The organism is Prevotella multiformis (assembly GCF_018127985.1).
Taxonomy (GTDB): Bacteria; Bacteroidota; Bacteroidia; order Bacteroidales; family Bacteroidaceae; genus Prevotella; species Prevotella multiformis.
Genome location: NZ_CP072358.1, coordinates 435,471 through 461,770, shown reverse-complemented (window position 1 = coordinate 461,770; position 26,300 = coordinate 435,471). Strand labels below are relative to the sequence as shown.

The 26,300-nt window shown below is 55.4% G+C and carries 20 protein-coding genes; 6 read left to right on the top strand and 14 right to left on the bottom strand.

Going from position 1 to position 26,300, the window contains the following annotated elements:
• Positions 1-73 precede the first annotated feature (73 nt).
• The 4 genes from hpt to pgeF all read left to right on the top strand — a co-directional run bounded on the left by hpt (position 74) and on the right by pgeF (position 3,322).
• Positions 74-613 carry a hypoxanthine phosphoribosyltransferase gene (hpt, locus tag J4864_RS08225; protein ID WP_007366781.1) on the top strand — a complete coding sequence of 180 codons (540 nt, stop codon included), beginning with the start codon at positions 74-76 and terminating at the stop codon, positions 611-613.
• Positions 613-1,185 (top strand): adenylate kinase, encoded by a 573-nt coding sequence (locus tag J4864_RS08220; protein ID WP_211815267.1) that lies wholly within the window; start codon positions 613-615, stop codon positions 1,183-1,185. The genes hpt and J4864_RS08220 overlap by 1 nt, the downstream gene beginning before the upstream one ends.
• A gap of 162 nt (positions 1,186-1,347) precedes the next feature.
• Complete coding sequence (obgE, locus tag J4864_RS08215; RefSeq protein WP_211815266.1) at positions 1,348-2,520, top strand: GTPase ObgE; 1,173 nt, start codon at positions 1,348-1,350, stop codon at positions 2,518-2,520.
• Positions 2,513-3,322 carry a peptidoglycan editing factor PgeF gene (pgeF, locus tag J4864_RS08210; RefSeq protein ID WP_211815265.1) on the top strand — a complete coding sequence of 270 codons (810 nt, stop codon included), beginning with the start codon at positions 2,513-2,515 and terminating at the stop codon, positions 3,320-3,322. The genes obgE and pgeF overlap by 8 nt, the downstream gene beginning before the upstream one ends.
• Before the next feature lie 890 nt (positions 3,323-4,212).
• Here pgeF and J4864_RS08205 read toward each other — a convergent pair.
• The 5 genes from J4864_RS08205 to J4864_RS08185 all read right to left on the bottom strand — a co-directional run bounded on the left by J4864_RS08205 (position 4,213) and on the right by J4864_RS08185 (position 13,623).
• Complete coding sequence (locus tag J4864_RS08205; RefSeq protein ID WP_211815264.1) at positions 4,213-5,859, bottom strand: fumarate hydratase; 1,647 nt, start codon at positions 5,857-5,859, stop codon at positions 4,213-4,215.
• Positions 5,860-6,035: 176 nt separating this feature from the next.
• Positions 6,036-8,966 carry a M16 family metallopeptidase gene (locus J4864_RS08200; protein WP_211815263.1) on the bottom strand — a complete coding sequence of 977 codons (2,931 nt, stop codon included), beginning with the start codon at positions 8,964-8,966 and terminating at the stop codon, positions 6,036-6,038.
• A gap of 37 nt (positions 8,967-9,003) precedes the next feature.
• Entirely contained in the window at positions 9,004-10,857 is a 1,854-nt protein-coding gene (locus J4864_RS08195; RefSeq protein ID WP_211815262.1) for a DUF4954 family protein, read from the bottom strand.
• A gap of 63 nt (positions 10,858-10,920) precedes the next feature.
• Positions 10,921-12,168, bottom strand: coding sequence for a GTPase HflX (gene hflX / locus J4864_RS08190; protein WP_211815261.1), 1,248 nt, complete (start codon positions 12,166-12,168; stop codon positions 10,921-10,923).
• 177 nt (positions 12,169-12,345) lie between these two features.
• Positions 12,346-13,623 carry a DUF3078 domain-containing protein gene (locus J4864_RS08185; RefSeq protein ID WP_211815260.1) on the bottom strand — a complete coding sequence of 426 codons (1,278 nt, stop codon included), beginning with the start codon at positions 13,621-13,623 and terminating at the stop codon, positions 12,346-12,348.
• A gap of 1,204 nt (positions 13,624-14,827) precedes the next feature.
• Here J4864_RS08185 and J4864_RS08180 point away from each other — a divergent pair.
• Entirely contained in the window at positions 14,828-16,375 is a 1,548-nt protein-coding gene (locus J4864_RS08180) for a Gfo/Idh/MocA family protein (RefSeq protein WP_211815259.1), read from the top strand.
• 114 nt (positions 16,376-16,489) lie between these two features.
• Here the strand turns inward: J4864_RS08180 and J4864_RS08175 are convergent, their stop codons facing one another.
• From J4864_RS08175 to rpsF, 4 genes are all read right to left on the bottom strand, one after another.
• On the bottom strand, positions 16,490-17,563 hold the full coding sequence (locus J4864_RS08175; RefSeq protein ID WP_211815258.1) for an AAA family ATPase: 1,074 nt from the start codon (positions 17,561-17,563) through the stop codon (positions 16,490-16,492).
• An 88-nt stretch (positions 17,564-17,651) separates the two neighbouring features.
• Positions 17,652-18,197: a 50S ribosomal protein L9 gene (gene rplI / locus J4864_RS08170; RefSeq protein ID WP_211815257.1), complete on the bottom strand. Its 546-nt coding sequence runs from the start codon at positions 18,195-18,197 to the stop codon at positions 17,652-17,654.
• A 15-nt stretch (positions 18,198-18,212) separates the two neighbouring features.
• The gene (gene rpsR / locus J4864_RS08165; protein ID WP_007366758.1) at positions 18,213-18,482 is read right to left on the bottom strand and encodes a 30S ribosomal protein S18; all 270 of its coding nucleotides are present in this window, start codon (positions 18,480-18,482) and stop codon (positions 18,213-18,215) included.
• 2 nt (positions 18,483-18,484) lie between these two features.
• On the bottom strand, positions 18,485-18,829 hold the full coding sequence (rpsF, locus tag J4864_RS08160; protein WP_007366757.1) for a 30S ribosomal protein S6: 345 nt from the start codon (positions 18,827-18,829) through the stop codon (positions 18,485-18,487).
• Positions 18,830-18,964: 135 nt separating this feature from the next.
• Here rpsF and J4864_RS08155 point away from each other — a divergent pair, with 135 nt between their 5' ends.
• Positions 18,965-19,204 (top strand): hypothetical protein, encoded by a 240-nt coding sequence (locus J4864_RS08155; protein ID WP_211815256.1) that lies wholly within the window; start codon positions 18,965-18,967, stop codon positions 19,202-19,204.
• A gap of 344 nt (positions 19,205-19,548) precedes the next feature.
• Here J4864_RS08155 and nadC read toward each other — a convergent pair whose 3' ends face one another.
• The 5 genes from nadC to J4864_RS08130 form a co-directional block, all read right to left on the bottom strand.
• A complete protein-coding gene (nadC, locus tag J4864_RS08150; protein WP_211815255.1) occupies positions 19,549-20,415 on the bottom strand; it encodes a carboxylating nicotinate-nucleotide diphosphorylase in 867 nt (288 codons plus the stop codon).
• Between the two features lie 19 nt (positions 20,416-20,434).
• Positions 20,435-21,427: a quinolinate synthase NadA gene (nadA, locus tag J4864_RS08145; RefSeq protein WP_211815254.1), complete on the bottom strand. Its 993-nt coding sequence runs from the start codon at positions 21,425-21,427 to the stop codon at positions 20,435-20,437.
• A 137-nt stretch (positions 21,428-21,564) separates the two neighbouring features.
• Positions 21,565-23,157 carry an L-aspartate oxidase gene (nadB, locus tag J4864_RS08140; RefSeq protein WP_211815253.1) on the bottom strand — a complete coding sequence of 531 codons (1,593 nt, stop codon included), beginning with the start codon at positions 23,155-23,157 and terminating at the stop codon, positions 21,565-21,567.
• Positions 23,158-23,348: 191 nt separating this feature from the next.
• The gene (gene rprY / locus J4864_RS08135; RefSeq protein ID WP_211815252.1) at positions 23,349-24,056 is read right to left on the bottom strand and encodes a response regulator transcription factor RprY; all 708 of its coding nucleotides are present in this window, start codon (positions 24,054-24,056) and stop codon (positions 23,349-23,351) included.
• Between the two features lie 33 nt (positions 24,057-24,089).
• Complete coding sequence (locus tag J4864_RS08130) at positions 24,090-25,646, bottom strand: sensor histidine kinase (RefSeq protein WP_211815251.1); 1,557 nt, start codon at positions 25,644-25,646, stop codon at positions 24,090-24,092.
• Positions 25,647-26,300: the final 654 nt, after the last annotated feature.

Below are 26,300 nucleotides of genomic sequence, written 5' to 3'. Positions count from 1 at the left end.
AATTAATGCTAATCGTATGGGATAGTTTGGTATTATTTTCGTAATTTTGCGCTAAATTATAGATTTAAGAGACATGAGTCGAGTAACAATCAAGGACAAAACGTTTGAGACTTCCCTTCCTGAAGCCGAGATACTGGAGAGAGTAAAGCGGATAGCAGACCGCATAAACAAGGATTTCGAGGGGAAGACCCCGCTCTTTCTTGCGGTGCTGAACGGCTCGTTCATGTATGCTGCCGACCTGATGAAGAACATAACCATTCCGTGTGAAATCTCGTTTGTCAAGCTGGCTTCTTACCAGGGGACAACCTCCACCGGTGCGATCAAGGAAGTGATAGGCCTGAATGAGGACATCCGGGGCAGGGAAGTCATCATCGTTGAGGACATCGTTGACACGGGCGCCACGATGAAACGGATGCTCGAGACGCTCGGTACACGGGAACCGGCGGGGCTGCACATCTGCACCCTGCTGCTGAAGCCGGGCAAGCTGACCGTCCCTCTAGACATCGAGTATGCGGCGTTTGAGATTCCGAACGACTTTATCGTGGGCTATGGGCTCGACTATGATCAGGAAGGCCGCAATCTGAGAGACATTTATACTTTAGTGAAAGAATAATGAAGAATATTGTAATTTTCGGTGCGCCGGGTGCAGGAAAAGGTACCCAGAGCGACAAGCTGATTGAGAAGTACGGGCTGGGACATATCTCCACCGGGGATGTGCTCCGCAACGAGATCAAGAACGGGACGGAACTGGGAAAGACCGCCAAGGGATACATCGACAATGGCCAGCTCATTCCGGATGAGCTGATGGTCGATATTCTTGCCGGCGTTTACGACAGCTTCGGCAGGGAGCACAAGGGGGTCATCTTCGACGGGTTCCCGCGTACCATCCCGCAGGCTGAAGCACTGAAGAGGATGCTGGCTGATCGCGGTCATAACGTGGCTGCCATGATCGAACTCTTCGTTCCCGAGGACGAGCTGATGAACCGTCTGATCCTCCGCGGGCAGCAGAGCGGCCGTTCTGATGATAACGAGGAGACCATCAAGAAGCGGCTCAATGTTTACCACACACAGACTTCTCCATTGATAGATTGGTATAAAAGTGAGGGTATTCATCATCATGTAGAGGGCTTAGGTACGATTGACGAGATCTTCAGCAGAATAGAGTCTGTTATTGACTCACTGTAATGGCTTCAGCTGATAGGTGTCGGGAATGGACGAATACCTGACGGTATCGTCTTCCTCCTGAGATCTATCAGCTTTTGTGTAATATAAGCCCACGTAGACAGAAGTCCTCCATATTGATATAAACGATTATTCATTCCATTCCCTAAATACGCAGCACTTGCTATGGCTGATTCTAATTTTGTAGACTATGTGAAGATTTACTGCCGCTCCGGCAAGGGCGGACGAGGCTCGATGCACCTCCGCCATGTGAAGTATAACCCCAACGGCGGACCTGACGGCGGCGACGGCGGCAAGGGCGGAAGCGTCTACCTGCGCGGCAACCACAACTACTGGACACTGCTCCATCTGAAGTACCAGCGTCATGTCTATGCCGAGCATGGCGGCAACGGCGGCCGGGACAAGTGCCACGGGACGGACGGCAAGGATGTCTATATCGATGTTCCCTGCGGGACGGTGGTCTACGATGCCGAGACGGGCAAGTATGTCTGCGATGTCATGCACGACGGACAGACGGTGCTGCTGCTGAAAGGCGGGCGCGGCGGACTGGGCAACTTCCAGTTCCGTACGGCGACCAACCAGGCGCCGCGCTATGCACAGCCGGGTGAGCCGATGCAGGAGATGACCATTATCCTTGAGCTGAAGCTGCTGGCCGATGTCGGCCTCGTCGGCTTCCCGAATGCAGGGAAGTCCACGCTGCTGTCCTCGCTCTCAAGTGCCCGGCCGAAGATCGCCAACTATCCGTTTACCACCATGGAACCGTCGCTGGGCATCGTCAGCTATCGTGACAGCCAGAGTTTCGTGATGGCGGATATTCCGGGAATCATCGAGGGGGCAAGCGAGGGGAAGGGGCTCGGATTGCGGTTCCTCCGCCATATCGAGCGCAACTCCCTTCTGCTCTTCATGGTGCCGGGCGATACGGACGACATCAGGAAGGAGTATGAGATCCTGCTCAATGAATTGAAGCAGTTCAACCCTGAGATGCTCGACAAGCACCGTGTCCTGGCCGTCACGAAATGCGACCTGCTGGACGAGGAACTCATTGAACTGCTGCACGAGACCTTGCCTACGGATCTTCCCGTCGTCTTCATCTCGGCGGTCACCGGACAGGGTATAGACGAGCTGAAGGACAGGCTCTGGAAGGAACTGAATGCGGAAAGCAACAAGCTGCAGGAGATCACATCAGAAGATACGCTTGTCCACCGTGACAAGGACATGACGAGGTTTGCCGCTGAGCTGGAGGCTGAGGATGCCGATGTGGATGAAGTAGAGGAAGTGGGTGTGGACGAACTGGACGAGGTAGATGACCTTGACGACTTTGAATATACGGATGACTAAGCCTGTCCTGCATTATTACGATGTGGCCGATGGGGTCGTGGCATTCAGCACGACACGACACGGCGGGGTCAGCAGCGGACGGCTTGCCACGCTGAACATCAATCCGTACCGCGGTGACGATCCGGCGGCCGTCGCCCGGAATCTGCAGTCGGTCGCGGCGGAAATCGGTGTCGAGCCAGACCGGATGATCCGTCTGCATCAGATACACGAGACCGCTTGTCTGGTCGTGACGGACGGTTTTCTCCATCTTCCTGCCGCAGAGCAGACAGAACAGGAAGAGGGGAAGGATGCCGTCGTGACCGATTGCCGGGAGGTCTGTATCGGTGTCCATACGGCGGACTGTGTTCCGGTCCTCTTCTACGACCCTGTCCGTCAGGCTGTCGGGGCGGCTCATGCCGGCTGGCGCGGCACGGTGAAACGCATCGTGCAGTGTACAGTGCGTCGGATGGAGGAGCACTATGGAACGAAGCCTTCCGACCTGAAAGCCGTCATCGGCCCCTGTATTTCCGAACGGAACTTCGAGGTGGGGCAGGAAGTTTACGATGCCTTCTCTGCTGCCGGCTTTCCCATGAGCCGAATCGCGAAGAGGCACGGAAAATGGCATATTGACCTGCCGCTGTGCAATCAGCTCCAGCTGGAGGAACTGGGCGTACCTGCCTCCCACATCTTCCAGTCGGGCATCTGTACCTACGACAAGTCCGACGATTTCTTCTCCGCCCGTATTCTCAAGGAAGGATTCGGCACGATCTATACAGGGATTCTGCTGCCTGCTCTGCCTACTTCTGCAAAGACGGCAGGGTGAAAGGCGTTGCGGGCTCTTTTCCTTTGCCACGACAGGGGGGCTGTCCTCTCGGGCAAGGACGGATCGCTGTGTGTATCTTGGTTCCGGTTGTCAACGAGATATCCAGGTCTTCTCTTTTACCGGCAGACTCTAAGAACTACTTTTTATTTGGAGGTTCTTCCGTTAAATGGATAGATGGGAATAGAATAAAGGGCTTGTGCACTTGCTTGGTATGACTCTCCAAAAACGGATGGTCTTACAAAGGAGGATAAACTACAGGATAAAATGCAAAAAAGGGGAATTGATACGATGCCTGCCCATCAGCCTGTCTTTCCGTTTTCTACAAACAACTTATTTTCCTATCATCGGTGTTTGTAAATATTTTTACGCAGTTCAAAGCTGACACATGCTCTTTTAGATTCTAAAAGATGCCTGATTGACTTGCAACTGGTGCTTTCTTAGCGTGTTACCAACGCCCTTTTGAAGTCCAATCAAGCACCTTTTAAGAACGACTTGATAACCATTTGATAGACTGCCGGTTACAAATCGGCTTTTTACGCGTATTTTTAATATTTGCAGATGATGTATCTGAAATTATGTAATGACTTTTCAAAATCCTATCTGTTTTTTCAACATATTAGAATGAAAAGGCTTTTGTATTGGAGGAGGATAACAGGATAAGCAGTCGGCGGTCCTGGCCATGTTTTTGTTGAATGGATTGCTTCGGTTTTTCTGTGAAAGCTATACAAAAGCATTCAAGCATTTAACGGGAGAACCTTTTTCTCTGCTTTTCAAGCGGAAAGAGATCCTTGTTCAGTGGAGGGACGGAAATGGAAAAGCGGCATGAGACACGCCTCGGGCGATGTCTTCATGCCGCTTTCCTGTACCCTGCCGTCAGCAGAGAGAGCGGTCTATTTTCCGCAGCTGCAGGCCGTCCACGGCTTCAGTTCCTTGAAGAAGTCGTGCCCCTTGTCGTCTACGAGGATGAATGCCGGGAAGTCCTCCACGGTAATCTTCCAGATGGCTTCCATGCCCAGTTCGGGGTATTCCACGCACTCAATGCTCTTGATGCTGCTCTGTGACAGTACGGCTGCGACACCGCCGATGGTGCCGAGATAGAAGCCGCCGTGTTTCTTGCAGGCATCTGTAACAGTCTGCGTGCGGTTGCCCTTGGCAATCATGACGAGCGAGCCGCCGTGGTCCTGGAACTCGTCGACATACGGATCCATGCGGTTGGCCGTGGTCGGCCCCATAGAACCGCATGGGTAGCCTTTCGGCGTCTTGGCCGGTCCGGCATAGAGAATGGGATGATCCTTGAAGTACTGTGGCAGGTCCTCGCCGGCATCCAGCCGTGCCTTGAGCTTGGCGTGGGCAATGTCGCGGGCGACGATGATCGTCCCCTTAAGATTGACACGTGTCGAGACAGGGTATTTCGTCAGTTCAGTCCGGACGGCATCGATGCCTTTGTCGAGGTCGATCTCGATCCCCTTGCTTCCTTCGCCCGGCTTGCGGTATTCCTCCGGAATCAGTTCGCCCGGGTTGGTGTCCATCTTCTCGAGCCAGATACCCTCTTTGTTGATCTTCGCCTTGATGTTGCGGTCGGCAGAGCAGCTGACACCCATGCCGATAGGACAGCTGGCACCGTGGCGGGGCAGGCGGATGACACGGATGTCGTGGGCAAGATACTTGCCGCCGAACTGTGCGCCGAGCCCGATCTTATGCGCCTCAACGAGCAGCTTGGCTTCCAGGGCGGTGTCGCGGAAGGCGCGGCCTGTCTCGTCGCCCGTAGTGGGAAGGCTGTCGTAATACTTGATGCTGCCGAGCTTTACGGTGAGGAGGTTCTTCTCTGCGGAAGTACCGCCGATGACGAAGCAGATGTGGTAAGGAGGACAGGCTGCCGTTCCGAGGCTCTTCATCTTCTCTACGAGGAACGGAATGAGCGTGCCCTCGTTCTGGATGGTGGCTTTGGTCATGGGGTAGAAGTAGGTCTTGTTGGCGGAACCGCCGCCCTTGGCAACCATGACGAAGCGGTACTCCTCACCCTCGACAGCCTCGATGTCGATCTGTGCCGGAAGGTTGCACTTGGTGTTCACTTCGTCGTACATATTGAGCGGAGCATTCTGCGAGTAGCGGAGGTTCTCCTCGGTGAAGGTGTTGAACACGCCCCTTGAGAGTGCCTCCTCATCCTCGAATCCGGTCCATACCTGCTGCCCTTTCTCACCGTGGATGATGGCGGTACCCGTGTCCTGGCAGAAAGGCAGTATGCCCTTCACGGCCGTCTCGGCATTGCGGAGGAACTGCAGGGCGACGTACTTGTCGTTCTCTGATGCCTCCGGGTCGTTCAGGATTTTTGCGACCTGCTCGTTGTGCGCACGGCGGAGCATGAACTCGCAGTCGTGGAAAGCCTCCTGTGCCAGCAGGGTGAGTGCCTCTTTGCTGACCTTGAGAATCTCTTTACCTTCAAACTCACCGGTGCTGATACCTTCCTTTGATACCAGCCGGTATTCGGTGTCATCCTTGCCCAATTGGAACATTGGGGCGTATTTGAATTCAGCCATAATGTTTTGTTTGCCCGTCAGAGGATGTGTCAAAGTACCGTCGGCTTCTCTGATACAGCTCCGCTCGGGGTTATCTGTTTGTTATATGATGTTTTTGTATGTTTTCGCCAGATACCCCCTCCCTGCCGGGAGGGGATAGATGTGTGTCTTCTGAGCGGTCAAGAGGGTGGGATTCCTCAATATCCGAAGATTTCCTCTGTCGTTACCCGCTTGATCGGAGCAATTTTTTCCAACGCCTTCATGTCCAGCTCCTTCTCGTCGCCGAGGATGATGTACTTGTAAGGTTTGTCGGCAATGTACGTCTTCTCGAAGTCGATGATGTCCTTCAGCTGCAGAGCCGGCAGAGCCTTGTAGATCTTCTCGTTCAGCGAGCAGTCGAGACCCAGCCGCTGTGCTGCGAGATAAGACGTAAGGATGCTGTATTTCGTTGTACGTGCGGAGGCCAGGCTCTTCATCAGACTCTGCTTGGCAAGGTCGAAACCGGCCTGCCGCACCGGCATATCGTTGAGTAGCTTGTCGAACTCGTGTACACAGTCCATCATCTTGTCGTTCTGCGTGATGATGTAGGTGTAGAAGCTCTCCTTGTCGCCCAGCCGGTAAGGCTCGTCATACCGTGCAAAGGCCGAATAGGCCAGTCCGCGTGCTTCGCGCAGCTCCTGGAAGACGATGGCGTTCATGCTGCCGCCGAAGTACTCGTTGAAGAGTGCGATGACGGGGGCGCGGTCGGCCGACCATTCCTGATTCTCGTTGTGGAGCTGTACCATGTAGATGTTCTTGGCATCGTAAGGTGCGATGACGACCTCGTTCTTTGGTGTCGTCTGTTCCACGTAGCGTTTCTGTGCAGGGACTGTAGCGAATGTCTTCGGCGACCGGACGGTCTTCGTGACAAGCTGGTCGATGTCTTTCAGGCTTGACGGCCCGTAGTAGAGAACTGTCATTTTGTAGTTCTTCAGACTGTTCAGCATCGTAAGCAGCTCCTGTGGGTTCATCGCCTTCAAGGCCTGTTCGCTGAGGATGTTGCGTGTCGGGTTGTAGGTTCCGTAGGTCGCATAATTCCTGAGTGCGGAGAAGTTGGCCTGCTGGTTGGCCTTGTTGTCGCTGCGGGATTTCAGTATCTGTTCTACATAGAGGTCGTATGCCTGCCTGTCCGCCTTGGCATTGCCGATCAGGTCGTTCAGCAGGGCGAGTGCCTGCGGCAGGTTGGAGTTCAGACCGTTCAGCGTGATGTACGTACGTTCGTTCCTTTCGCTGATGCTGTAGTCGCATGCCAGCTTGTAGAACTGCTGCTTGATCTGTTCGTTGGTCAGCTTGTCCGTCCCTAAATAGTCGAGATAGCCGGCGGCATAGTTGAGTTTCGGATCATGCTCGTCACCGAATGGAAGGACGAAACACAGCGTGAAGAGGTCGTTCGTCGTGTCCTGCTTGTAGAGCACGGGCAGTCCCTTTTTCGTCACGGCCTTGGTCAGATCATGCTTGTAGTCGACGAACTGCGGCTGGATAGGTGTTGTCTTCGTGTTCACGATTTCTTCCAGGAACGCACTGTGCTTGTCGTTGTTGGTAGGGATAGGTGTGATGGAAGGCTTTTCCACCTTTTTGATTGTCGTGTCGTTGCCCTGTTCCTTGTAGACGCAGGCAAATCCGTTGCCGAAGAATTTCCTGGCATAGCTTACCACGTCCGCCTTGGTCAGCTTCGAGATACGTCCGATCTTCTCCACTTCCCGCTTCCAGTCCTTGTGGTTGATGAAAGCGTCCACGAACTGGTTGGCGCGGAACTGGTTGTTGTCGAGCTGTGTGTAATAGTAGCGTTTGTAGTTGTTGATGATGGAGGGCAGCAGGTCGTCTGAGAACTGTCCTTTCTTCAGTTTCTCTATCTCGGCCAGTGCGAGGCTGCGTACCTCCGGCAGGGTCTGCCCCGCCTTTGACTGTCCGTAGAGGTAGAAGACGGAATAGTCGGTCATGTCGGTCACGCCCGCTCCGATGTTCTGTACTTTCATCTTCTGGCTGAGGTCCAGGTCGAAGAGACCCGCCCGTCCGTTGGACAGCAGCTGTGCGATTACCTCGAGCGTGTCGATCTGCTGGGAGTTTGCAGCCTCGGCGCGCCATCCCATGAAGAACATCGGGGCTTCCTTTCCGATGACCGTCGTGTCGATGGGTGCGGTGATGGCCGGCTGGGCGGCATACTGCGGCACATCGATGTGTGCGCTGGGTTTCCAGTTGCCGAAATACTTGTCGATGACGGCTACTGTCTCGTCGGGATCGAGGTCGCCCGACATGCAGATGGCAATGTTGTTGGGGACGTAGTACTTGTGGAAATAGTTCTTGATGTTGACGATGGAAGGGTTCTTCAGGTGTTCTCCCCGCCCGAGGGTCGTCTGTGTTCCGTAGGGGTGCATGGGGAAGAGCTTGGCAAACAGAGCCGCATACATCTTGCGCCAGTCGCTGGAGAGGCTGATGTTGTACTCCTCGTACACGGCCTCCAGTTCGGTGTGGAAGCCGCGGATGACCATGTTCTGGAAGCGGTCGCCCTGTACCTTCGCCCATGTGTCTATTTCGTTGGACGGGATGTTCTCCACATAACAGGTGACATCGTTGCTGGTATAGGCGTTCGTGCCCTCGCTTCCGATGGCCGTCATCATCTTGTCGTATTCGTTGGGGATGTTGTAGCGGGCTGCCAGCTGGGAGATGGAGTCGATCTGGTGATACCACTGCTTGCGCGCCTTGGGGTCGGTGATGCGCCGGTACTGCTCGAAGCGTGCCTCGATGGAATCAAGGTAGGGACGCTCCGCCTCGGCATCCGACGTGCCGAAGTGTGTCGTGCCCTTGAACATAAGATGCTCGAGGTAGTGTGCCAGACCCGTAGTCTCCTTCGGGTCGTTGCGTGAACCGGTCCGTACGGCGATGTACGTCTGTATGCGTGGTTTCTCTTTGTTGACAGACAGATAGATCTTCAGGCCGTTCTTTAGGGTATAGATACGTGTCTGCATCGGGTCGCCCGGTACGCTTTCATAGCTGTAACGCTGTGCCTGTGCGGTCAGGGCGGCCAGCAGGAGCACGGCTCCCAGGAGAAGTCCCTTCAGGAGGGTGGGGTGAATGTAATGTTTTTTCATAAGTCAGTTGTTTTATACAATATATAAAGGTGATTTGTCAGTTCTCAAAGTCGATCTCGTGGTCGAGGCTGTTGACGAACGACTCGAAGACTTCCCGGTCCACGTCGCCCATCTCGTATTCCTTCTCTGCATCCTTCCTGATCTCCGCGATCCAGGCTCTTCGTGCCTCGATGTAGTCGTTTTTGATGCGTGCATCATCTTCATCGGTGATCTCCGTGATGCCGTAGTACTCCAGAATCAGGCGGTAGGTCCACGCCCACTGGTAAACCCGGTAGTTGTCGTTGATCTCGCAGAAGCGGTCGATCACCTCCTGAATCGTCTCCAGGCTGCCGTTCTTGATGTCGTCGATCAGCCGCTGCTCCTCCGATACGGGGAGCAGAAGCCCTGACAGGTCGTCCCATCTTCCGGTGCCTGTTTCGGTCTCCGGCTTGCCGAAGAAGCCCCACTTGTGTGCCCGCTTGAGCACGGCTCCCATGTAGATGCGCAGTGCGATGTCGTAGTATTTGATGCCCTTGCGCAGGCTGCTGGCGTTGATGACGTACTCGTGGTAGTTGTACGACGAGACGTTGTCGCCGCTTGCCTGCCGCAGATTCTCAAGTATCTTCTTTCCCCGGAGAATCTCGCCGACGGAGAAAGGCGACAGCCAGTCGAAGTTGACGATGCTCTTCTGCGACTGCTGCGGGCGCATATCCCTCTTCGGCCACTTCCGTATGTCACGGTAAAGACCGACGGTGGTGATGTTCCTGCCCGGCACGAGGAACATCTTGTCGGCCTCGGCGATGAGGTAGGAGAAGGGCAGCGCGGTGGTGTTGGGATGGTGCATCAGCTTGCCGAAGCACACGGAGAACGTACCGATGGTCGCCGGCATGAGCAGATAGCTTCCGCTTGCCGTCTTCGTGCCGCGCTCCAGTATGCCCCAGTGCATCGGCCCCATCTTGTAAGCGTGGTTGGAGAAATTGGTCCCCGATCCTGCATTGTAGAAAGAGAACATACCGCCGATAAGCAGCGAACTCTTGTGATGGGAGGCGCAGAACGGACCGCAGAAGGCCGCGCAGGCTTCCCCGTTCGCCATGAACGAATTGGCGAAGAACACGCTCTGTGATGCCGTGAAGCCGTTGGCTATCTGACAGGCTTCGCCCACGAAGCAGTCCTGCATCTTCACGCTGTTCACGATGCTCGACCCGTCAGAGATGATGGAGTTCTCGCAGATGACGCCCGTCCCGATGTAGACGCTGGCGTTCTCGGAGCTCAGGATGGTGCAGTCGCTCAGCCGGCTGGCCCCGGAAATCTCGCAGTCGTCCTGTATGACGGTGTTCGTGATCTCCTTTGTGTTGACGATCTTCACGTTGTTGCCGATTGTCCCGCGCTCGGGATTGGTGCGGGCAATTTCCTCCGACACCAGCCGGCGGATGGCGTTCTTGAGGTCTTTGTCGTTGAAGTGTTTCACCATGAAGGCGGCGAACTGGCTGTTGAGGTCGTGGAAGAGAATCACGTTGCCGTCGCCCACCTCGTTCAGTACCGAGATCAGGTTGCCCTCACCGTAGCTCGCTCCTTCCGTCGTCTCCATGACGGAGATGTTGGAGATGAGGCAGTCGTCGCCGATGGTGTAGTTGTTGATATAGTTCCCCACCTTTTCTATCAGGCAGTCATTGCCCACGGTCACATTGCGCAGGGTGGCGTCGTTGATGCCGGAATGCTTGAAGAAGTCCTTGGTAATCTCGACATTCTTCTGGCAGCAGCCCAGCCGGATGTCGCCGTAGAACATGACCCGGTGGAAGAACTTCGCCTGGAATCCGTCTTCGGAAACCTCCACCCGGTTCCAGTCTTCAGCCCAGCAGCTGTTCTTCTCCAGTGTCTCTATCTCTTCAAAGGTAAGGGAACGGTATTGCATACTTCTTTTCTTTAATTGTCCTGACAGATGGGTGAGCATAGGGAATGAGCTGTCCCGTCGTTTCTACTCCTCTATGTTATAGAGGAAATCGTTGTAGGGATATTTCTGGACGTGCAGCTCGCGCACTTTCTTGTAGAGCACCTCCCTGAACTCGTCGATATTCTCCTTTTTCTTGGCGGATATGAACAGGCAGTTGTCGTGCTCCTTTGCCATCCACGTCCGTTTCAGTTCGTCCAGCGTGATGTTTTCTTTCGTAGCAGGCGTGAGGTCGTCTTCTTCCTTTTCCACCCAGTGATAGTTGTCAATCTTGTTGAAGACGATCATCGACGGCTTGTCGGCACAGCCGAGGTCGGCCAGTGTCTTGTTGACGACCTGTATCTGTTCTTCAAAGTCAGGATGGGAAATGTCTACGATGTGCAGCAGCAGGTCGGCTTCCCGTACCTCGTCGAGTGTCGACTTGAACGAATCGACCAGATCGGTCGGCAGCTTGCGGATAAATCCCACGGTGTCTGCCAGCAGGAAAGGGAGGTTTTCCACGACCACCTTGCGTACGGTCGTGTCCAGTGTGGCGAAGAGTTTGTTTTCGGCAAAGACCTCGCTCTTCGCCAGCAGGTTCATCGTCGTCGACTTGCCTACGTTCGTATAGCCCACCAGGGCGACACGGATCAGCCGTCCGCGGTTCTTGCGCTGCGTGTTCTTCTGTCTGTCTATTTCGGCCAGCCGCTGTTTCAGAAGCGACATACGCTGCAGGATGATGCGGCGGTCCATCTCCAGCTGGGTCTCGCCCGGTCCGCGCAGTCCTACCGATCCCTTTCCGCCACCCGATCCCGAGCCGCCGCCCTGTCGTTCCAGGTGCGTCCACAGACGCTGCAGGCGGGGGAGCATATAGCGGTACTGCGCCAGTTCCACCTGTGTTTTGGCGTTGGCCGTCTGGGCGCGCATGGCAAAGATGTCGAGGATGAGCGAGGTGCGGTCCAGTATCTTCACACTGAGTTCGTGTTCGATGTTGCGCATCTGCTTGGCAGAAAGTTCGTCGTCGAAGATGACCATGCCGACCGGATCATCCTCGTCTTCTTTCTGTTGGATGTATTCTTTTATCTCTTCGAGTTTTCCCTTGCCGACATAGGTGACGGCGCTCGGGCCGTTCAGACGCTGTGTAAAGCGTTTCACGGTGACGGCCCCGGCCGTATCGGCCAGGAACTCCAGTTCGTCAAGGTATTCCTTTGTCTTGGCTTCGTCCTGCTCCTTGGTAATCAGACCGACGAGGACGGCGGTCTCTGCCTTGACATCAGATATGATGAATTCTTTCATTCGGTATGCTTCTGTTATGGCTTGTCTTCATGTGTGGCAGCGTGCTTCCCCCTGTCCGGGTCTGTACAGACTGCCACATGGCAAAGGTAGTTATAAAATTCGGAAAAAGCTAATGAGCGACCTTGAAAATTGCCTTTCCGTTGACGGCGGCGATGCCAGAAGCCTTTATGCAGGCGTTCAGAAGCTGTACTGGAATCCTATCGAGGCAAATTCTTTCAGCTGCCAGTAGGCATGATGGTCGTCACGTCCCACACCGTCGTCGAAGCGTGGATAAATGAAGATGCGGCTCGAGATATAGCGGTTGAACTGGAATGTAAAGGTGTTTTCCCATTCCAGTTCCGAACGTTTGTAGGTGGAATAGCCGTAGAGGCGTGTCTTCCATGACAGCTGCTCCAGCAGCCGCCATTCCAGGTCGACGGTGAACTCTGAACCGAAGTCGTGCAGGAAATGCCGTCCTTCATCGATTCCCAGCCGGTCAGAAAGCTCGAGCATACGGGCGTACTTCATGTTATAGGCCAACGGGGCCAGATGGAAGTTGCCTTTCAGGCGGTGATCCAGCCAGTCGACGGCATAGTCCATACCGAGGGAGAGGTTCAGGTTCAGCGGCGAGAGGAAGGCGGCATACACCTTCGGGTCGTTCGAGCGGTAGGAACGGGAGAACTGTGTGTTGCCGATGAACTGCACCGTGTAATACCAGCGTTTCGTTGCCTGCAGGCCCAGTTTCGACGTGAGGCGTATCAGGTCTTCCGTGCTCTTGAAGTTGTGCAGCGAGTCCGATCGGCTGCTCTGCATGCCGTATTTCAGTTCGAGCCGGTTCTCCCACTTCACCTTCTGCTTGTTGTTGTAATTGGCCTGCATGACCAGCGACGCCAGAGCCGAATAGTTGCTTTCGCCCCCTTTGTACCAGTTGCCTGTCACGTAGTTCTGCAGGAACTGCAGGGCATAGTCGCCCTGGAACGTCCAGAAGTTAGGGCGCAGCACCATGATCTCCACCGGGGCGGTCTGCGGTTCGGCAGGCTGTCCCGTCACCTTCTCCACCAGTTTCACGTCGTGGCGGATCGGGGTCTCTATCTCGTCGAGTCTCCCCTGCTGCATCCGTATCTTGCGGTCGGTTCCGGTGACAAGGTCGGGACGCGACAGATAGAGGTGCATCAGTTCTGCGAGGAATGGATTGTCTTTCCGGTCACGTGTAAACAGCCCTTCCGTCACGCTGCCGTAATAGGTCAGGGGCATGAACAGCTGCATGGCATTCCGCTGCAGCGTACTGTCCGGTCTTCTTCCCTGCGGCTTCCGGGAAAACAGGCTGTCCTTTAGAGCGTGGATGGAGTCGGTGTACGCCTGCTCGCACGCTGCCGCCGGCTGTACATCCTTATGGGCAGATGCGGGATGGTGGACTTGGGCGGCGGCGGTCAGTCCCATGCCCAGGAATATCGTGATGAAGAGTTTCTGTATCATGCTGTGAATATAACAGGTGCAAACTTACGGCATTTTTTTCAATTACTGCCCCTGTTTCCGGAAATTCTTTTGCAAGTCATGACGATACAGCCGAAGACAAAGGCCGGGACGGCATCCCGACCGGTCGTGTATGGCTTGCCGTCCGGCTGGACGGAAAATGGAGGGGCAGCGGTCTTGTGTGCGGCTTGACGGGCCGGGCGTACACAGCACACTTTTCTTGGTTCTTCCGTTCAATGTATAGATTGGAAATAAAGGCCTGTGCACAGGCAGGGTATGACCGTCCGGAATCAGATGCCCTTGCAAAGGAGGTTAGACGGAAAGATAAGATGCGGAAAAGGCTGATTGATGCGATGCCTGTCCATCAGTCCGTCTTTCCGTCTTCTACAGACGACTTATTCCCACATTATCGGTATTTGTAAACTGTTTTCATGCAGTGCAAAGCAACACATGCCCTTCTGGCTCTTGAAAGATGCCTGATTGACTTGCAGCAGGTGCCCTTTCAGCGTCTTACCAACGCCCTTTTGAAGTCCAATCAGGCACCTCTTTTGAACGGCTTTGTAACCGGTTGATTTGCTACTGGTTACGAACTCGCTTTTTCGTGTGTTTCTTTGTATTTGCAGCTGATCCGTTTGAAATTATGTAATGGTTTTTCAAAACCTTATCTGTATTTTCAGCATATTAAAATAAAAAAGGCTTTTGTATCGGAGGATGATGATAGAACAGACAGGCAAGACGGCCCTGACTATGTTTTTTCAATGAACTCCGACTCTTCCGTTAAAGCTATGCGACAAGCATCCACGCACTTGACGGGAGGACCGGGAAAAGGGGCGGAATCCGAGGGACTTGGACGGGTTTGACAGGTTGGATGTACACGAAATACTTTTTTGGAAAAAGGAAACGGTGAATGCCGTCTGTTCAGATTATTTTAGTAACTTTGCCTCCGGCCCGACAGGCTTCAGGCGGTCTCTGGAAATTCCCTTTGATGGTTTTCTGCCTTTCAGGCGGACAGGCGCTGCTGTTCCTCTTGGTAGAGCATGGCGGCTGTCCGACGGAAAGAGAGGCGGAAGATGCCGTACAAGAGCACAGAAGGCACAAAACATTGGAAGGATTCCTGTCAGCGGCCGTCCGATGTGGCGTTTTCAGAACATGGCTTTCATGGTCAGGAACGGCCGTAACAAGTAACTAAAAACAGTAACAAACAATAATGAGTATCAGAAAATCATGGGCTGCCCTGTGTCTGATTGGCAGCTTGCTTTTACCTTCTAACGTATCGGCTCAATTCAACTGGTGGTACAAGATCACCGACGGAAAGGCCGTCACGGAGGTGCCGGAACGCCCTGAAGGACAGGCGAGTGCCCTGAATCTTGCCGCTCCGAAGCTGAAGGTCGTACGCGTCGCATTCGTAGGACTGGGCATGCGCGGGCCCAGTGCGGTGGAACGCTGGATGCACATCCCCGGCATCCAGGTGATGGCCCTCTGCGACCACGAACGCGGCAGAGCCGAGAAATGCCAGGACATTCTCCGCAAGGCAAGCATGCCTGCCGCCGACATCTACTCCGGTGAGGACGGATATAAAGAACTCTGCCGGCGCAAGGACATCGACCTCGTCTACATCGCCCCCGACTGGAAGCACCACTTCCTTGTCGCCCGGGAGGCGATGACGCACGGCAAGCACGTGGCCATCGAGGTGCCGGCGGCGATGAACCTGTCGGAAATCTGGCAGCTGATCGACCTGTCCGAGAAGACCCGCCTGCACTGCATGATGCTGGAGAACTGCTGTTACGACTTCTTCGAGCTGAACTCGCTGAACATGGCGCAGAAGGGTGTCTTCGGCGAAGTGCTTTACGTGCAGGGGGCTTACCGCCACGACCTTACGCCGTTCTGGGATGCCTACTGGAAGAAGGATGCGCAGGACAGACTGGGCTGGCGGCTGGACTACAACCGGAAGTTCCGCGGCGACATCTATGCCACACACGGCCTCGGACCTGTCGCACAGGTGCTGGACATCCACCGCGGCGACCGCATGAAGACGCTCGTCGCCATGGACACGAAGTCGGTCAACGGCAAGATGCACGTGGAGCAGATGACCGGGGAGAAGTGTGACGGATTCCGCAACGGCGACCAGACGACGACGCTCATCAGCACGGAGAACGGCAAGGTCATCGAAATCCATCATAACGTGATGACCCCGCAGCCGTACAACCGTATGTACCAGCTGACAGGCACACGGGGCTTCGCCAACAAATATCCTGTCGAAGGCTATGCGCTGTCGGCCGACGAGCTGAAGAAGTCGGGCATCACGCCGTCGGCCGACGACCTCTCCGGACACTCCTATCTGTCAAAGGCAGATGCACAGGCACTGGTGCGGAAATACGAAAGTCCGCTGGTTGCCAAGTATGAGAAGGAGGCGAAGGAAGTCGGCGGACACGGCGGAATGGACTTCATCATGGATTCCCGGCTGGTCTACTGTCTGCAGAACGGCCTGCCGCTGGACATCGATGTCTACGACCTGGCCGAATGGTGCTGCCTGGCCGAGCTGGGTGCCATCTCCATGGACAACGGCAATATCCCTGTCGAGGTGCCCGACTTCACGCGCGGCGAATGGAACCGTGTCAAGGGCTTCCATCACGCATACGCATCTCCTGCCGATGAGGCGCAGGCGGCTGCAGACGCCATGGCTTTTACGGCCAGACTGAAGGAGAAGGGGAAGAAGTACTGGGAGAAGGCCGACAGATCCTCTGGAAAGAAATAGCCCCTGCCTTCCTGCTACGACAAATGCCGTAACTCTCAATACGAAGAGTTACGGCATTTTCCGTTGTTGTCCGTGGGGCTGAAAGCCGCCTTTCCCTTTCCGGGGCTTTGTGTCTTATTTCCTCAGAGCCAGGTTGTAATTGTAATATTCGGTCTTTCCCGTTATGTCCTCAAGCACTTCGAGGAACGGCGGGAAGTTGACATCCTCGTGGTCGACGATGCCCTTCGTCTCGAGAATCTGCAGACCGGAGGCAGGCGACAGGTAGGTGTCAAGCTCGAAGAACTGTCCCCGCCAGATGAAGGTCTTGCGCACCTTGTGGATGGACAGGCGGTAAGGGTCGGCCTGCCGCATCAGCGACTCGTAGAGGTTGTTGTCGATCTGCCGTTCCGTCACCACCTGCTCGTTGTTCGGGAGGGTCTTCTTCGTCGTGCGGACGTTGATGGAGACGCCGTTCAGCGTGCGGCGGCGGAGACGCACCTCGCTGCGCGGCTCCGAAGTGAGGTAGGTCTGCATGATGTCGCTCTCGATGGCATCCGGAATCTCGCCCGTCAGGCGTACGATGTACTTGCGTTCCTCGATGACCTGCTGGGGAATCTCCAGCACATTGGAGATTTCCTGGAGCACACGGTTGATCTTCGTGTCGAAGTTCTCGTGGTTGTTGATGACGCGCAGGTGCGGATGTTCCGACCATGCCTGGATGACCTTCTTGTCCAGCTCGCGGGCAAGCTCCAGCCCCTCCGTGCGCTCGGCGTTGTTGGCCGTCGTATAGAACTGCTCGGCCCCGTCGGCGGCGCTGACGAGGTGGAGGACCGCATCGTAACGGGCACGGAGCTGTTCGGACGACGTGCCGGCGGCGGCCGTTATCTCCTCCCACATCTCCGGCTTCATGTAGGCCGAAATGTCCATCGTGCCGCGGTCGCAGACGATGATCGTCGGTGTCTTGATTGTCTCCGCCATGCGTGTGAACCTGTCTTCCAGGTCGAGCTGTGTTTCCAGCGTCGCCTTCTCACCCTCGTAGAAGAAGGTGCGGTTGTCCGTAAGGTAGTCCATGCCGGCCTGGCTGAAGAGCGTCGGCACCTCAGGAATGATGAACACCTTGTAGCCGAGACTTGAGAAGTGCTCGATGACCTTGACGAGGGCTGTCGTTTTCCCGGCACAGGGTCCGCCGGTAAGTACTATTCGTTTCATAACTGACTGAAAAATCCCCTCCACCCGAAAGTGAAAGGGATTCTTATTTAACATTACTGCTTTACAGTGCGAAAATGCGCATGTTGAATTACTCGGCCGCCGGAGTCTCCTCCTCGGCTGCCGGTGCCTCCTCGGCTGCGGGAGCCTCTGCAGGCTGCTCGGCCGGGGCTTCCTCTGCTGCCGGTTCCGGCTGGTTCTCTGCAACGACCGTTACAGGGATCTTGACTTCAACTTCCCTGTGGAAGTGAACGGTAGCCTCGGAAGTACCCACCTTCTTCATGTCGTGCATGGTCACGATCTTGCGGTCGATCTCGATGCCGCGCTTGGCAAGCTCTTCCACGACGGCAGCTGCATTGACAGAGCCGTAGGTGACGCCGGTCGCAGAGACCTTCGCTTCGATGACGACCTCTACGCCGTCCAGCTGGGCTGCCTTCTTCTCTGCCTCTGCCTTGAGCGCTGCAAGCTTTGCAGCCTGCTGCTTCAGGTTCTCGGCCAGCTGCTTCTTGGCAGACGGAGAGGCGATGACGCCTTTGCCTGTCGGGATGAGGTAGTTGCGGCCGTAGCCGTTCTTTACGTTCACAATATCGTTCTTGTATCCAAGACCGATAATATCTTCTTTCAGTATAATTTCCATCTATTGACCTCCTTTTTACTTCATCAAATCGGTTACGTATGGAAGCAGCGCAATCTGACGGGCACGCTTGATGGCCTGTGCCACACGGCGCTGATACTTCAGGGAAGTGCCGGTGATGCGGCGGGGAAGGATCTTGCCCTGCTCGTTGAGGAACTTCTTGAGGAACTCGCCGTCCTTATAGTCGATGTACTTGATGCCGCTCTTCTTGAAACGGCAATACTTCTTCTTCTTCGTGTCGATGGAAGGAGCGGTCAAATAACGGATTTCTGATTTCTGCTCTGCCATGGTTAAGCCTCCTTTTTAGCTGCCCATTTGGCACGACGCTTCTCTGCATAGGCAGCAGAGTACTTGTCCTGCTTAACGGTGATGTAACGAATGACCTTCTCGTCGCGGCGGAAGCCGGTCTCGAGAGTGTCGATAACTGATGGTTCTGCGTTGAACTCCAGCAGCGCATAGAAGCCGGATGACTTCTTCTGGATGTTGTAAGCCAACTTCTTCAGACCCCAGGCCTCCTCGTTCAAGATCTCAGCACCGTTGTCGGTGAGCAGTTTCCTGAATTTAGCGACCGCTTCCTTCATCTGTTCGTCAGACAAAACGGGAGTCAAAATGAAAACGGTTTCGTATTGATTCATACTGTCTGTAAAAATAAAATGTGACTAAACTGCACCTGCTTTCGCAAAATGCGGTGCAAAAGTACGGCTTTTTGTGCAACTGACCAAATCTTTTTCGTACTTTTGCGTCTGCTAACGGCATATTTGCAGATTCGTATGAAGAAATATATCAAACACTTAGGCGTTGCGGCTCTCCTCGCAGGGATTCTCCTGTTTGTCCTTCATGTCGTCCTCCGTTTCCGGGGCAACACGCTGCTGCTCACGGGACTGGCTCTTGTCGTGGGGGGAGTCGTCGTTTTCGTCAAAGGGGAGGGACTTTCTGCGGCTTCCCCTTCCGATGAGGGAGAAGCACCGAAGGCACGGCCGGAAGTCAGGGGTGGGGGAGCTGCCGGCTGACCTTTCCGTTCGCGGAGGCTGATGCCGGCCTCGGGCAGTGCGGCGCATCTTGTGCGGCAGGCTGTTCCCTTCCCCGTCGATAGACGGAAAGCGTGCGAGTCCCCGGCACGTCCGGTGTTCACGGACGACACCCTGCGTGTCGGCTTCCCGCACGGCAGGTGGCGGACAGCCGCACATCGGCAGGAGGCGGGATGGCGGAATCCTTCCTGCCGTCATGACGTGCCGGGAAACCGATGACCGGCAGGTGCGGAAGCCGTCTGCCGGGCGGCGATGTCCCGACAGACTCCCCCTGTCCGTTCAGAGCCCTGCGCACCGTCCCTGTCCGTTGGCAGGACACACTGGATTCATCGTTCTCCGCCAGCGGCTTTCAGGCTCATGTCAAGTCCTTTGACGCTGTGGGTAAGCGCACCGAAGGAGATGAAGTCGACACCGGCCTTCGCATAAGGGATCATCGTCTCGAAGGTGATGCCGCCGCTCGACTCCGTCTCGCAGCGTCCGCCGACCATCTCCACCGCCTTGCGTGTGTCCTCGGGTGTGAAGTTGTCGAACATTATGCGGTCGCAGCCCTCTGCCAGAGCCTCCTCCAGCTCCTTGAAGTTCCGCACCTCACACTCGATCTTGAGCCCCTCCTTGCCGTGTTCCTTGCAGTACTGCTTGGCCCGGGAGATGGCGTTGTGAACGCCTCCGCAGAAGTCGATGTGGTTGTCTTTCAGGAGAATCATGTCAAAGAGCCCGATACGGTGGTTCATCCCGCCGCCGATTTTTACGGCTTCCTTCTCCAGCATCCTCATGCCCGGTGTCGTCTTGCGGGTGTCGAGGACGCGCGTCTTCGTACCGGCATCGATCAATGCCTGCTGGTATCTGTGCGTCATGGTGGCAATGCCGCTCATGCGCTGCATGATGTTGAGCATGAGGCGTTCCGTCTGCAGCAGGCTGCGTTCGCGCCCCTTCACGCTCAGGGCAATATCGCCGGGCTTCACGTGCGAACCGTCTTCCATGTAGACCTCCACCTGCAGTTCCGGGTCGAAGTGATGGAACACCTTTTTTGCAATTTCTACTCCGGCCAGTATGCCTTCCTCCTTGATCAGCAGCCGGCTCTCGCCCATGGCGTCCGCAGGTATGCAGCAGAGCGTCGTATGGTCGCCGTCGCCGATGTCTTCGCTGAAAGCGAGTTCGATGAGTCTGTCGTTAAGTTCTTCTACAGATAGCATGATGTATTCGATTTTGAAATTATAAACCTAAGCGTCTGGAAATCTCCAGCATTCTCTGGATGGGTCTGACCGCCTTCTCTGCCACCTCGGGCTCTACCTCGACGGAGGGCCACTCGTATTTCAGGCAGTTGTACAGTTTCTCCAGCGTGACGAGCTTCATGTAATTGCATTCGTTGCAGGCGCAGGTGCTGTCGTCGGGCGGTGCGGGGATGAATGTTTTCTGCGGAGCCGACTTCTGCATCTCGGTCAGGATGCCGCTTTCCGTAGCCACGATGAATTCCTGTGCGTCGTCCGTAATGCTGTATTTCAGCAGGGCCGCCGTGCTTCCCACCTTGTCGGCCAGGCTGATGACAGGCCCCTTGCATTCGGGATGCGCCAGTATCTTGGCCGCCGGGTGCTCACGTTTCAGCTGGAGAATCTTCTCCACCGAGAACTTTTCGTGTACATGGCAGGCTCCGTTCCACAGGACCATCTTCCGGCCGGTAAGCCCGTTGATGTAATTGCCGAGGTTCTGGTCCGGCCCGAAGATGATGGGGGTGTCTTCCGGCAGGGACTCCACTATCTGGCGTGCATTGCCGCTCGTCACCACGACATCGGTCAATGCCTTGGTGGCGGCCGTCGTGTTGACGTAGCTTACCACCGTATGGCCCGGATGCGCTTTGACGAACGTCTCGAACTCGTCGGCCGGACAGCTTTCCGCCAGCGAGCAGGAGGCATTCAGGTCGGGGACGAGTATTTTCTTCTCCGGACAGAGTATCTTGTTCGTCTCGCCCATGAAATGTACGCCGCACATGACGATGATGTCGGCGTCGGTCGCTGCCGCTTTCTGTGCCAGTGCCAGGCTGTCTCCCACGAAGTCGGCCAGTTCCTGGATGACACCCTCTGTATAGTAATGTGCCATGATGAGGGCATTCTTTTCCCTGCACATCCTGCGTATTTCCGCTTTGATATCTGTGTTTTCAGGGATAGGCTCGTCTATGAAGCCCTGTTCCTGCCATTTCTTGTCTGTCATTTTATTCAATTATAAAGCAAGCAAAGTTCAATTATAATGTGTGCGAGGTACAGTTGTCATGCACGTGGAATGCACTTGCCCGGCGGTGGAAAGCGTCGGAGACCCGTATTCCCGCAGGGTCTTTCCGTTTTCCGTTTTTACTGTTTCCGGTCGTAGGCGTGCTTCGGATAGTCTACGGTATAGTGCAGTCCGCGGCTTTCCTTCCGCTCTATGGCCTGCCGGGTTATCAGGTAGCCGACGTTGATCATGTTGCGCAGTTCGCAGATGTCCTTCGTCGCCTTCACCCGTTTGAAGAGGTCTTCCGTCTCCTCATACAGCAGGTCCAGCCGGTCCCACGCACGCTTCAGGCGCAGGTCGCTGCGCACGATGCCGACGTAGTTGCTCATGATTTCGCCGACTTCCTTGACGCTCTGCGTGATCAGGACGTGCTCTTCATTGGTCATCGTTCCCTCGTCGTTCCATTCGGGAATGTCCGTGTTGTAGTCGTAGCCGTCTATCACCCGGAGGGAATGTTCGGCTGCCGACTTGGCGTAGACGACGGCTTCTATCAGTGAATTGCTGGCCAGGCGGTTCCCGCCGTGCAGCCCCGTGCAGGAACATTCACCTACGGCGTAGAGCCTGTGGATGGAGCTTTCCGCATTCAGGTCGACCTTGATGCCGCCGCACATATAGTGGGCACTGGGACAGACCGGTATGTAGTCTCTGGTGATGTCGATGCCGATGCTCAGGCATTTCTCGTAGATGTGCGGGAAGTGCCGCCTGGTCTCTTCGGCATCCTTGTGCGTCACGTCGAGGCAGACATGATTCAGTCCGTGAATCTTCATTTCGTGGTCGATGGCCCGTGCTACGATGTCGCGCGGGGCGAGGGAGAGGCGTTCGTCGTACTTCTGCATGAACTCCTTTCCGTCCGGCAGGCGGAGCACGCCGCCGTATCCGCGCATCGCCTCGGTGATGAGGAAGGCCGGATGGGTCTCCGCCGGATTGTAGAGGACGGTGGGGTGGAACTGTACGAACTCCATGTCCTTCACGGTGCCTTTGGCCCGGTAGACCATTGCGATGCCGTCTCCTGTGGCGATCACCGGATTGGAGGTCATGGCATAGACGGCTCCCACACCGCCTGTCGCCATGAGCGTGACTCTGCTCAGGAACGTGTCGACCTTCCCGGTCTCGGGGTCGAGGATGTATGCTCCGTAGCATTCTATGTCCGGTGTCCGGCGCGTCACCTGTACGCCGAGGTGGTGCTGTGTGATGATTTCCACGGCGTAATGGTTCTCGAACACGGTGATGTTGCTGTCGTTCCTCACGGCTTCCATCAGTCCGCGCTGTATCTCGAAACCGGTGTCGTCGGCATGGTGGAGGATGCGGAAGTCGCTGTGCCCGCCCTCCCGGTGGAGGTCGTAGTTGCCGTCCTTGTTCTTGTCGAAGTTCACACCCCATCCGACGAGCGACCTGATGGCGTCAGGGGCGTTGCATACGACGTGCTTCACGGCAGACAGGTCGGAAATGTAGTCGCCGGCGACCATCGTGTCGTTGATGTGCTTCTCGAAATTGTCTACGGCAAGGTTGGTTACGGCTGCCACGCCTCCCTGTGCCTTGGCCGTGTTGGCTTCTTCCAGGGAGGTCTTGCATACAAGTGCGACCTTTCCCTTGCCGCTTTTCGCCACGCTCAGCGCATAGCTCATTCCTGCGATACCGCCGCCGATAACGAGGAAGTCGAATTTGTGTATCATAATTCTTTGTTCTGATATCAATCAAACATCAGTGCAAAAGTAATAAAAAAATGCTGTAATACCATTTGAAAAGAGAATTTTAAATCGTCGGAACGGGAAAAAGACAACGCCGTCCTGCCCCTCATGGGGGAAGGACGGCGTTGCCGTGTGTGCATCTTCCATACAGCAGGGCCTTATGATGGCGGTTCAGTTTACTCCTCGTCCGGTACGATGAGCTTGTAGCCTTTGCCGTGGATGTTGATGATTTCAATCTGATCGTCCGGTTTCAGGTGCTTCCGCAGCTTGGTGATGTAGACGTCCATCGAGCGTGCGTTGAAGTAGTTGTCGTCGATCCAGATGGTCTTCAGCGCATAGTCACGCTGGAGGATTTCGTTGGCATGGGCGCAGAGCAGCGCCAGCAGCTCGTTCTCCTTCGTGGTGAGCTTGGTGGCCTTCGCCGGGTCGCCGTCGAGCGTGAGGAGCTGCTTCTGGGTGTCGAATGTGAAGCGGCCGATCTTGTACATGGTAGACTCCTTGGTCTTCTTCCCCCGGACACGGCGCAGGATGGCCTCGATACGGAACACGAGCTCCTCCATGGAGAACGGCTTGGTGATGTAGTCGTCAGCGCCGATCTTGAAGCCTTCCAGGATGTCCTCTTTCAGCTGCTTGGCCGTGAGGAAGATGATGGGGACGTCCGTGTTCGCCTGGCGGATCTCCTGTGCAAGGGTGAAACCGTCTTTCTTCGGCATCATGACATCCAGCACGCAGATGTCGTACTTGTTCTTCAGAAAGGCCCTGTAACCCACCTCGCCGTCGGGGCAGAGGTCGGCCTGATAGCCCTTCGCCTGCAGATATTCACTCAACAGTGTGCCGAGATTCTCATCGTCTTCACACAGCAGGATTTTCAAATTCTCGTCCATAGTCTGTTCGTATTAATTTGTTTTTATTCGTGTTTACGCTTCGTCTTCCGCATCTCGGATTACCGGGAGCTTGATGACGAACTTCGTCCCCTTCCCGTATTCGCTCAGCACCTTGATCTCGCCGTCGTGCAGGTCGACCATCCTCTTCACGTAGGCCAGCCCGAGCCCGAAGCCCTTCACGTCGTGGCGGTTGCCGGTGTGTACGCGGTAGAACTTGTCGAAGATCTTTTTCAGATTCTCCTTCTTGATGCCCTGCCCCGTGTCGCGTATCGAGAGGTAGAGGTGCTCGTTTGTGTTCCAGGTCTTCAGGTAGACGTTCAGCGGCTCATCGGGCCTGGCATACTTGACGGCGTTGTCCAGGAGGTTGAAGATGACGTTCTGGAAGTGCATCTCGTCGACGTACATCGTCGAATCCACCGCCTCGATGTCCGTATAGACCTTGCCGCCCGTATGCTCCACGCGCAGGGTGAAGGAGTGGGCGATCGCCTCCACCATCTCGTTGAGGTCGATGTACTTCTTCTTCAGCACTGCCTTCTTGCGGTCGTACATGCTCATCTGCAGCACCTTCTCTACGAGGAAGCGCAGCCGCTTCGACTCGTCGTTGATGACGCTGCCCAGATGTTCCATCATCTTCGGGCTTTTCGCAAGACTCTTGTCGTTCATCATCTGGGCCGCCAGGGAGATGCTTGCGATCGGAGTCTTCAGTTCGTGCGTCATGTTGTTGATGAAGTCGTTCTTTATCTCGCTGTACCGTTTCTGCCGGAAGATGATGACGATCGTGAAGATGAACGTCACCAGCAGCACGAACGTGAAGATGATGGAGGGGATCATGAACCGCACGCTGGAGAAGATGTAGTTGTTCATGTCCGGGAAGTGTACTTTCACCACCCCCATTCTGTTGACCGGGTCGTTGCGGAAGAGCACCTGCGAGTAGGTGTTCTCCTCGCCGTCGCTCACATAGTCGGGACAGCGGTAGACCTCGCGTCCGTCCTGGGTCGTCACCGTGAAGTGATAGGGGATGTTGATGCCGTTGTTCATCATCTCCGCCTTCAGGTCCTGGTCCAGCAGCTTGAAGTTGATGCGCTGGCGCAGCGGCTTGTCGGAGGCCGAGTAGAGGATGTTGTAGATGACCTCCTCCAGCATGGCCTTCTGGTAGACGTAGCGGTTGCGGACGATCTCCTGCATGTTGCGTTTCGTCGCCGAGAGCGAACTGCTGTCGTTGCGCAGGATCATCGCTTTCGGGGTCATGGAAGGCTTCGACTGGAGCAGTTTCGCCTCGAAGGACGTGTAGGGCTCTCCCTGGTTGTCGGTGGCGGGCGGCTGGTGGGCTGCCGTGGGGGTGTTGCCCGGCGCCGCCGTCTCCGTGTGCGACATCCGTTCCTTCCTGTTGACATCGTCTTCCAGATAACGAAGGGTCTCGTTCAGCTCCATGTTGCGGGAGGCCTGATAGAGGGCGCGGTTGACCGACTCGTCAAACTGTTCCTTCTTCATCTCAGCCATCTCTTCGATGTAGTTGAGCTGGAGCAGAAGCAAACCAAGGAACGAAAGTCCCATGATTACTGCAATGGTCCAAATAGTCTTTTTCTTCATTATCTGCTGTTTCGTTGCCTGCGTGCCGCAGAAAGTCCGTGTGCGGCACCGTGGTCTGTTCTCGTGGATGCAAAGATAAGATTTTCTTAAATCATTAACATATAAAAGTTAATAAAACTGCCTGTTTTTTATTTTGTTAACTTATCTTGTTGATTCTGTTTGATAATAATGAATTATAGTCCCTGTCTTTCAGCTTTTATCCAGCCGCTGCCGCCGACTGGTACGGCTTTCTTTTCTTTATTTTCCACCTTATTATATAGCGAACAGTCCGGAAGTCGTGCGTCCAGTACCTCCCGTCTCGAGATGCGGGCCGGACCGGGGCGCATCCTGTCTGGGCGGCCGTCCGGCCCGCAGCCCCTTCTGACGGTGATTGCCGGCAGGGGACGACAGGAGGCCGTTCCCGAAACGGTTTCTGTCCCGGTCTGGGGGGATGTTGTCCAAATCGTTTATGACGGCTACGCCTGGGGCGGGGCTTCCGATCGGCATCGCCCTCTGTTCTGCCCTCGTGTCCGCTTCCTTTCAGATTGGAAACTACTTTACATTTTCTCTCGTCTGTTCCTCCTTTTCTCCTGTTCTGATGCGGGACTTGAGCGGCGGGGGTGGCTGCCCTGATTGCAGCCTGCCCCTGATTGGCTTTCAATCAACGCCCGATTG